Origin of the sequence: Mycobacterium sp. E1715 (assembly GCF_001667625.1) — a bacterium.
Taxonomy (GTDB): domain Bacteria; phylum Actinomycetota; class Actinomycetes; order Mycobacteriales; family Mycobacteriaceae; genus Mycobacterium.
The window spans coordinates 1-7,241 of sequence record NZ_LZJJ01000236.1; the positions used below are offsets into that span (position 1 = coordinate 1).

7 protein-coding genes, 1 tRNA gene and 1 pseudogene are annotated in these 7,241 nt (G+C 67.1%); 4 read left to right on the top strand and 5 right to left on the bottom strand.

All coding sequences use genetic code 11. The features are described 5' to 3' along the window. The 3 genes and pseudogenes from A9X03_RS12700 to A9X03_RS30245 all read left to right on the top strand — a co-directional run. Window positions 1–265 (top strand): annotated as a pseudogene (locus A9X03_RS12700) (polyprenyl synthetase family protein); the annotation flags it as partial. 71 nt (window positions 266–336) lie between these two features. Next, window positions 337–1,191 (top strand): zinc metalloprotease HtpX, encoded by an 855-nt coding sequence (gene htpX / locus A9X03_RS12705; RefSeq protein ID WP_067749241.1) that lies wholly within the window; start codon window positions 337–339, stop codon window positions 1,189–1,191. Window positions 1,192–1,564: 373 nt separating this feature from the next. Continuing rightward, window positions 1,565–1,684, top strand: a complete 120-nt coding sequence (locus A9X03_RS30245) for a toxin-antitoxin system HicB family antitoxin (RefSeq protein ID WP_231975388.1) — start codon at window positions 1,565–1,567, stop codon at window positions 1,682–1,684. A gap of 9 nt (window positions 1,685–1,693) precedes the next feature. Here the strand turns inward: A9X03_RS30245 and A9X03_RS12715 are convergent, their stop codons facing one another. From A9X03_RS12715 to A9X03_RS12730, 4 genes are all read right to left on the bottom strand, one after another. Beyond that, window positions 1,694–3,247 carry a SulP family inorganic anion transporter gene (locus A9X03_RS12715; RefSeq protein ID WP_068261343.1) on the bottom strand — a complete coding sequence of 518 codons (1,554 nt, stop codon included), beginning with the start codon at window positions 3,245–3,247 and terminating at the stop codon, window positions 1,694–1,696. A gap of 245 nt (window positions 3,248–3,492) precedes the next feature. Further along, window positions 3,493–4,518 carry an NAD(P)H-dependent glycerol-3-phosphate dehydrogenase gene (locus A9X03_RS12720; protein ID WP_067749252.1) on the bottom strand — a complete coding sequence of 342 codons (1,026 nt, stop codon included), beginning with the start codon at window positions 4,516–4,518 and terminating at the stop codon, window positions 3,493–3,495. 41 nt (window positions 4,519–4,559) lie between these two features. Further along, on the bottom strand, window positions 4,560–6,044 hold the full coding sequence (locus tag A9X03_RS12725) for an NAD(P)/FAD-dependent oxidoreductase (RefSeq protein ID WP_068261346.1): 1,485 nt from the start codon (window positions 6,042–6,044) through the stop codon (window positions 4,560–4,562). Window positions 6,045–6,067: 23 nt separating this feature from the next. Further along, entirely contained in the window at window positions 6,068–6,559 is a 492-nt protein-coding gene (locus A9X03_RS12730) for a YajQ family cyclic di-GMP-binding protein (protein ID WP_067749264.1), read from the bottom strand. Between the two features lie 69 nt (window positions 6,560–6,628). Here A9X03_RS12730 and A9X03_RS12735 point away from each other — a divergent pair. Then, window positions 6,629–6,712 (top strand) — tRNA-Tyr (locus tag A9X03_RS12735). A 7-nt stretch (window positions 6,713–6,719) separates the two neighbouring features. Here the strand turns inward: A9X03_RS12735 and A9X03_RS29810 are convergent. Then, window positions 6,720–7,241: DMT family transporter (locus tag A9X03_RS29810; protein ID WP_197696065.1), on the bottom strand; the 522-nt coding region annotated here is incomplete at its 5' end.

Here is a 7,241-nt window from a genome sequence, read left to right on the forward strand (position 1 = left end):
CACGCTGCCGATGCTCTACGCGCTGCGCGAACCCGGGGCCGACGCGGTGCGGCTGCGTGAGCTGCTGGCCGGGCCCATCGACGACGACGCGGCGGTGGCCGAAGCGCTGGCGCTGTTGCGGGCGTCCCCCGGGATGGCCAAGGCCAAGCAGACGCTGGCCGAATACGCGGGGCAGGCGCGCGACGAGCTGGCCCTGCTGCCCGATGTCCCCGGCCGGCAGGCGCTGCAGACGCTGGTCGACTACACCATCAGCCGGCACGGTTAGCGCGTCGAGGGAACCTTTGGCGCCTTTTCAGGCGTTCAATGAGCGATAGTCGACGCTCCAAGGAGGACCCGATGACCTGGCATCCCCATGCCAACAGGCTGAAGACCTTCGCCCTGTTGGTCGGTATGTCCGCGTTGATCGTGTTCGTGGGCTCGCTGTTCGGCAGGACCGCGATGTTCCTGTCGGTGCTGTTCGCCATCGGCATGAACGTCTACACCTACTACAACAGCGACAAGCTGGCGCTGCGGGCGATGCACGCGCAGCCGGTGTCCGAGCTGCAGGCGCCGGCGATGTACCGGATCGTGCGCGAACTCGCCACCGCCGCGCACCAGCCGATGCCCCGGCTGTACATCAGCGACACCAACGCGCCCAACGCGTTCGCGACCGGCCGTAACCCGCGCAACGCCGCCGTGTGTTGCACCACCGGCATTTTGGGAATCCTCAGCGAACGCGAGCTGCGGGCGGTCCTGGGGCACGAGCTCTCCCACGTCTACAACCGCGACATCCTCATCTCCTGCATCGCCGGAGCGATGGCGTCGATCATCACCGCCCTGTCCTACATGGCGATGTTCTTCGGCGGCAACCGCGACGACGAGGGCAATCCCTTTGCGCTGCTGTTGGTTTCGCTGCTGGGTCCGATCGCCGCCACCGTGGTGCGGCTGGCGGTGTCGCGGTCGCGCGAGTACCAGGCGGACGAATCGGGTGCGGTGCTGACGGGCGACCCCCTGGCCTTGGCGTCGGCGCTGCGCAAGATCTCGGGCGGCGTCCAGGCGGCCCCGCTGCCGCCGGAGCCGCAGCTGGCCAGCCAGGCCCACCTGATGATCGCCAACCCGTTCCGCGCGGGCGAGCGGATCGGGTCGCTGTTCTCGACGCACCCGCCGATCGAGGACCGCATCCGCCGGCTGGAGGCGATGGCGCGCGGCTAGCCGAGCATGAGTCCGTCGCGGGATTTGATATCGCCCGCGCTATCAAATCCGGCGAGAGCCATATGGTGCGGAGAGGCCCGTCCCTGGGGATGAGTGACTCCCGGATTCGATATCACCCGTGCTATCACATTGCGCGTGGACCACTACACCTACCGAGCGCAGTGGTTGCCCGACTACGACGAATACCTAGGCGTATGCGTCGAATTGCCGTACCTGAGGCGCCAAGCGCCCACCGCGCCCCAAGCGGTGGCCGCCATCGAGGACGCCGTCACCGAGCATGTGGAGGTCCTGCGCGCCTGCGGCGACGAAGTTCCCGAACCGCTGTCGCGGCGCCACTACGGCGGGCGATTCCTGGTGAGAACCTCGCCGGAGTTTGCATGCCCGCCTCGCGCTGGAGGCCACCGAGCAGGGTGTGCCGATGAACCAGTGGATCGTCCAGAAGCTCAGCGGGAGGGCGCCGAGCGGCACCTTCGGGCTTTCCGGGTGGGATTGAGCACGCCAATCAGGCAGCGGCCTCGGGCCTTTCGGGCTCGACGACCTCACTCGCATTTTTGCCAGCGGCATGGCCGGTCTCGAACCTCCCGCGGATATTCACCGTTCCGCCGTTGGCTTCGTGCTGGCGCTGCCAGTCGCTGATCGTCTGATGCGCCGCGTGGTCCAGGTAGTGCACCGAAACATCCACGGTGACAACGGTTCCGGTGGGAATCGAGGCCAGGACCCGGGTGAGTCGCGGGAGCGCCAGGAACGTGCACGCGGCGCCCTCGATCTGCACCTGCCACTCGCCGTCGACGGACGTGGCGTCGACCTTGGCCCGAATCACCCGCCAACCGGTCAGCGCGATGGCCAGCGCGAGGCCGATCATCACCCCGTGCAGCAGGTTGAGGAACACCACACTGACGGCGGTCACGACGTACACGGCGAGATCGCCGTGCTTCATCGCGGTTTCGATATGGGCCGGCTTGAGCAACTGGATGCCGATGACGATGAGGAGCCCGGCGAGCGCGGCGGTGGGAATCTCCTCGACCAGCTCGGCGAAAGGCACCGTGAACAGCAGGATCCAAACGCCGTGCAGGAACGCCGAGGCGCGCGACTTGGCGCCCGCGTTGACGTTGGTCGAGCTGCGGACGATGACGCCGGTGACCGGCAGCCCGCCGATCGTGCCCGACACCATGTTGGCGGCGCCCTGCCCGACCAATTCCCGGTTGAAGTCGGTGCGTGGCCCGTTGTGCATCCGGTCGACCGACACCGCCGACAGCAGGCTTTCGACGCTGGCGATGAGCGCGACGGTGATCACGCCGATCGCGACCGCGCCCCAGCCGTCGTGCGGAATGTCGGGCAGCTGCAACGCGTCCAACGGCGAGCCCTCGAGGTCGATGCGGCGCACGTGGAACGGAAAGACGACCGACACCACCGTCACGACCACGATCGCGACCAACGGGCCGGGAACGCGGCGCAACTTGGCGGGAACCCACCGCCAGCAGACGAGGATGGCGATCACCAATGCGCCCAAGATGACCCCCGGCCGGTGCGCGCCGATGATCTGCCCCGGCAGCTCGATGACGTTGTGCCAGGCCGTGCTCTTGGATTTTCCGCCCAGCAGAACGTGCGCCTGTTGCAGCGCGATCGTGATGCCGATGCCGGCCAGCATGGCGTGCACGACCACCGGCGAGATCGCCAGCGCCGCCCGCGCGACGCGGCTGAGCCCCAACAGCACCTGCAGAGCGCCGGCGGCCACGGTGATGAAACACGTTACGCCCCAACCGAAGTCGGATACCAGGTCGGCTACCACCACCGTCAGCCCGGCCGCTGGGCCGCTGACCTGTAGCGGCGACCCGCCGATGGCGCCGACCACGATGCCGCCGACGGTCGCCGCGATCAGGCCGGCCAGCACCGGGGCGTTGGATGCGATCGCGATCCCCAGGGACAACGGGAGCGCGACCAGGAAAACGACGAGCGACGAAGGGAGGTCGTGCCGGATGATCGACCGCACGCGGTCTTTGCGCGGGCTGGCGGTCTGGTCGTGAGGTTGGTTGCCGAGCTGTTCGATGTGTTGCATCGGTCGCTTCCCTCGTTAGATGTTTGCGGGGGATGTTCCGATGTCCGCCCCATATGGCGCTGTATTACGTCGGCGTAAACTCTTGGCGCACAAACGGTTACGACCCGGCCGGACCCACACTGGCACGGCCGGGAATCCCTGGCTGCTGCATCGACGGTATTTTGCTGGCGAACCGAGGGTCAAGCGGACGGGCCCGGCCCATATGGAATGCAAAGATTTGAATTCGACCGGTGTCAGACGGCCCGTCAGAAGCCCGAGCCGTGCACCTCGTGCCCGGGTACCTCGACCATCAGGCCGCGGTAGGCGTCCTCGACCGTCGCACCGTGGTTGATCACCGCGTCGACCTCGCGGGCGATCGGCATGTTCAGGCCGAACTCATTGGCGAATTCCATGATCACGCTGGCGGCCTTGACGCCTTCGGCGACCTGGTTCATCGAGGCGATGATCTCGTCGATCGGCTTGCCCGCGCCGAGTTGTTCACCGACGTGGCGGTTGCGGCTGCGCTGGCTGGTGCAGGTGACGATCAGGTCACCCAGGCCGGCCAGGCCCGGGAAGGTCTCGGGGTTGCCGCCCAGGGCCACGCCGAGCTTGGTCATCTCCCGCAGCGCGCGCGCGATCACCAGCGCGCGGGTGTTCTCACCGATGCCCAGCGAGTAGCCCATTCCCACCGAGATGGCATAAACGTTCTTCAGCGCCCCGGCCATCTCCACCCCGATGACGTCGTCGGTGGTGTACACCCGGAAACGCCGGGTGCGGAACAGCCCGGAAAGCCGGGTCGCCAGGTGCTGGTCGGGCATGGCCAGCACCGCCGCGGCGGCGTAACCCTCGCCGACCTCGCGGGCGATGTTGGGCCCCGCCAGGATGCCGGCCGGATGACCGGGCAGGACCTCCTCGATGATCTGCGACATCCGCATGTTGGTGCCCTGCTCGAGCCCCTTGACCAGGGACACCACCGGTACCCAGGGCCGCAGTTCCTTCGCCAGCTCGGTCAGCACCCCGCGGAAACCGTGTGAGGGCACGCCCATGACCACGACGTCGGCGCAGTTGGCCGCCTCGGCGAAGTCGGTGGTGGCGCGCAGGGTGTCGCTCAGCACCGCCTCGTCGCCGAGGTAACGGCTGTTGCGGTGGTTTTCGTTGATGTCCTTCGCGGTCTCCTCCGAGCGCACCCACTGCAGCGTCGGTCCTCGTCGCGCGCAGATGGAGGCAACCGTGGTCCCCCAGGAACCGCCACCGAGGACAACGACCTTGGGTTCACGCATCTCTGCTGCCATGGCGATCAGCGTATTGCCGACATCGAAGATTTAGAAGCAGTTCACCCGGCGAGTGCCCGGTCGGACGCCCGGCCGAACACCATCGCCTCCTCAATGCGGTCGAAGCGGTAATCGATGGCGTCGGCCAGGTAGTTCTGCCGCACGTTCCACGGCCGCCTGGTTCCCGACTTCGGCAGCGCGTGCACCGAGCGCAGCACGTAGCCGGCGTTGATGTCCCACGAGGGCTTCTCGGTCATCGGCTCGTTGCCGCGGTGCGGGTAGGCGTGCGTGTAGCCGTGGGCGGCCATGTGCGCCAGCAGCTTTGCCGTCGCCCGGGCGGTGATGTCCGCGCGCAGCGTCCACGACGCGTTGGTGTAGCCGACGCACCAGAACAGGTTGGGCACGTCCTCGAGCATGTGTGCCTTGTAGACGAAGCGGTCGTTGGTCTTGATCTCGTTGCCGTCCAGGCTGATCGCGGTGCCGCCCAAGGCCTGCAGCTGCAACCCGGTGGCGGTGACGATGATGTCGGCGTCGAGGTGCCCACCGGATTCGAGCGCGATGCCCGTCGCGTCGAAATGGTCGATGTGGTCGGTGACCACCTCGGCGCGGCCGGCGCTGATGGCCCCGTACAGGTCGGCGTCGGGGATCAGGCACATCCGCTGGTCCCACGGGTCGTACCGCGGTTTGAAGTGGGTGTCGACGTCGTAGCCGGGGGGCAGGCTGGCGATCGCCTTGCGCCGCAGCAGCCACCGCACCAACCCGGGAGCCTTGCGGGACAACGCGAAGAACACCGCCTCGGTCAGCGCGCTGTACATCCGGACAACCAGATGGGCGGGCTTGCGCGGCAGCACCTTCCGCGCGACGGCGGCGACCCTGCCGTATTTCGACGCCGAGATCAGATAGGTGGGCGAGCGCTGCAGCATGGTGACCTTCGCGGCCCGATCCGACAGCGACGGGAGCAGGGTGACCGCGGTGGCCCCGCTGCCGATCACCACGACCTTCTTGCCGGTGTAATCGAGGTCCTCCGGCCAGTGCTGGGGATGCACCACGGTGCCGCCGAACGTTTCGATGCCCGGGAAGTCGGGGGTGTACCCCTCGTCGTAGTTGTAGTAGCCGCTGCCGAAGAAGAGGAACCGGCCGCGATAGAGCTTCGGCGCGCCGTCCTGCTCGACGGTGACCGTCCAGGTGTCGGTGGACGAATCCCAGTCGGCTGAGAGGACATGACTGTCGAATCGGATGTGGCGATCGATCCCGTACTTGTGCGCCGTGGCGGCCAGGTACTCGCGGATGTGCACACCGTCGGCCACGCCCTCCTTACGGGTCCACGGCTCGAACGGGAACGACAGCGTGAAAATGCTGCTGTCCGAGCGCACCCCGGGGTAGCGGAACAGGTCCCACGTGCCGCCGATCTGCGCGCGCCGCTCCAGGATGGTGTAGGTCAGCTGGGGGTTGCGCTCGTTGATCCGGTAGGCCGCATCGATGCCGGAGATGCCGGCACCGACGATGATGACGTCGGAGTAGTCGGCCTCGGTAGGGGTCATCGCCATTGAGAACCTCGCTTACGGCCGGGCTACCGGTAGTTCACGAACTGCAGCGCGACGTCCAGGTCGGCCTGCTTGAGCAGCGCCTGGACGGCCTGCAGGTCGTCGCGCTTCTTGCTGGTGACGCGGATCTCGTCGCCCTGGATCTGCGTCTTGACGCTCTTGGGGCCCTCGTCGCGGATCAGCTTGGTGATCTTCTTGGCGTTCTCGCTGCTGATGCCCTGCTTGATGGTGCCGCTGACCTTGTAGGTCTTGCCGGATGACTGCGGTTCACCGGCGTCGAACGCCTTCATCGAGATGTCGCGGCGGATCAGCTTCTCCTTGAAGACGTCGACAGCCGCCTTGACGCGTTCTTCGGTGGACGACGTCAGCTCGATTGCCTCGTCGCCCTTCCACGCGATCGTGGTGTCGGTTCCGCGGAAGTCGAAGCGAGTGGCCAGCTCCTTGGCGGCCTGGTTGAGCGCGTTGTCGACCTCCTGGCGCTCGACTTTGCTGACAATGTCGAACGATGAGTCCGCCATTCGATCCGTCCCTTCATCCGGTGATGGCCGTTTGTGCTTTGTCTACCCCCTCGTTGTAACCTGTCTGGCGGCAGGTTGCCCGAGCGGCCAATGGGAGCGGACTGTAAATCCGTCGCGAAAGCTTCACAGGTTCGAATCCTGTACCTGCCACCAAGCTTCATCAGAGCGCGGGCTTCACGGCTTTCGGCTCGTCGTCGATCCGCACGTCGCGCCCGGCGCCCGCCGACACCGTGGCGGCCTCGCCGCGGGCCAGGCCCACCGTCGCGACGATCACCAGCGCCGCGGCCACTCCCAGCACAACCCAGTCGAAGCCGTGCGCGTCCAACGTTTCACCGAGCACGGTGATCCCGAGGACCGCGCCCACGATGGGCTTGGCGGCGATGATCGTCGGCAACGAGGCGGTCAAGGCGCCGGCGCGGTACGCCGACTGGTGGATCACCATCCCGGCCGCCCCGCAGAACACCCAGCCGTACACCTCGGGTCTGGTCCACAACTGGTCGGGGTTGTGTTCGAGGATGTCGACGACGCCTTTCATCAGCACCGCGAAGACGGCCAGCAACGAACCGGCGACCGCCGCGAGCAACAACGCCGCCACCGGCCGATCCGACCAGACCCGGGCGCCGGCCATCGCCAACAGCAGCGGCGGGGCCATGGCCAGGGCCACGATCAGCCATACGTCGGC

Bases quoted from the DNA above. Each gene is read 5' to 3' on its own strand.
- A9X03_RS12720 (WP_067749252.1), bottom strand. From the start codon at position 4,518: ATGGCAGCAGAGATGCGTGAACCCAAGGTCGTTGTCCTCGGTGGCGGT.
- A9X03_RS12715 (WP_068261343.1), bottom strand. From the start codon at position 3,247: ATGCAACACATCGAACAGCTCGGCAACCAACCTCACGACCAGACCGCC.
- htpX (WP_067749241.1), top strand. From the start codon at position 337: ATGACCTGGCATCCCCATGCCAACAGGCTGAAGACCTTCGCCCTGTTG.
- A9X03_RS12730 (WP_067749264.1), bottom strand. From the start codon at position 6,559: ATGGCGGACTCATCGTTCGACATTGTCAGCAAAGTCGAGCGCCAGGAG.
- A9X03_RS12725 (WP_068261346.1), bottom strand. From the start codon at position 6,044: ATGGCGATGACCCCTACCGAGGCCGACTACTCCGACGTCATCATCGTC.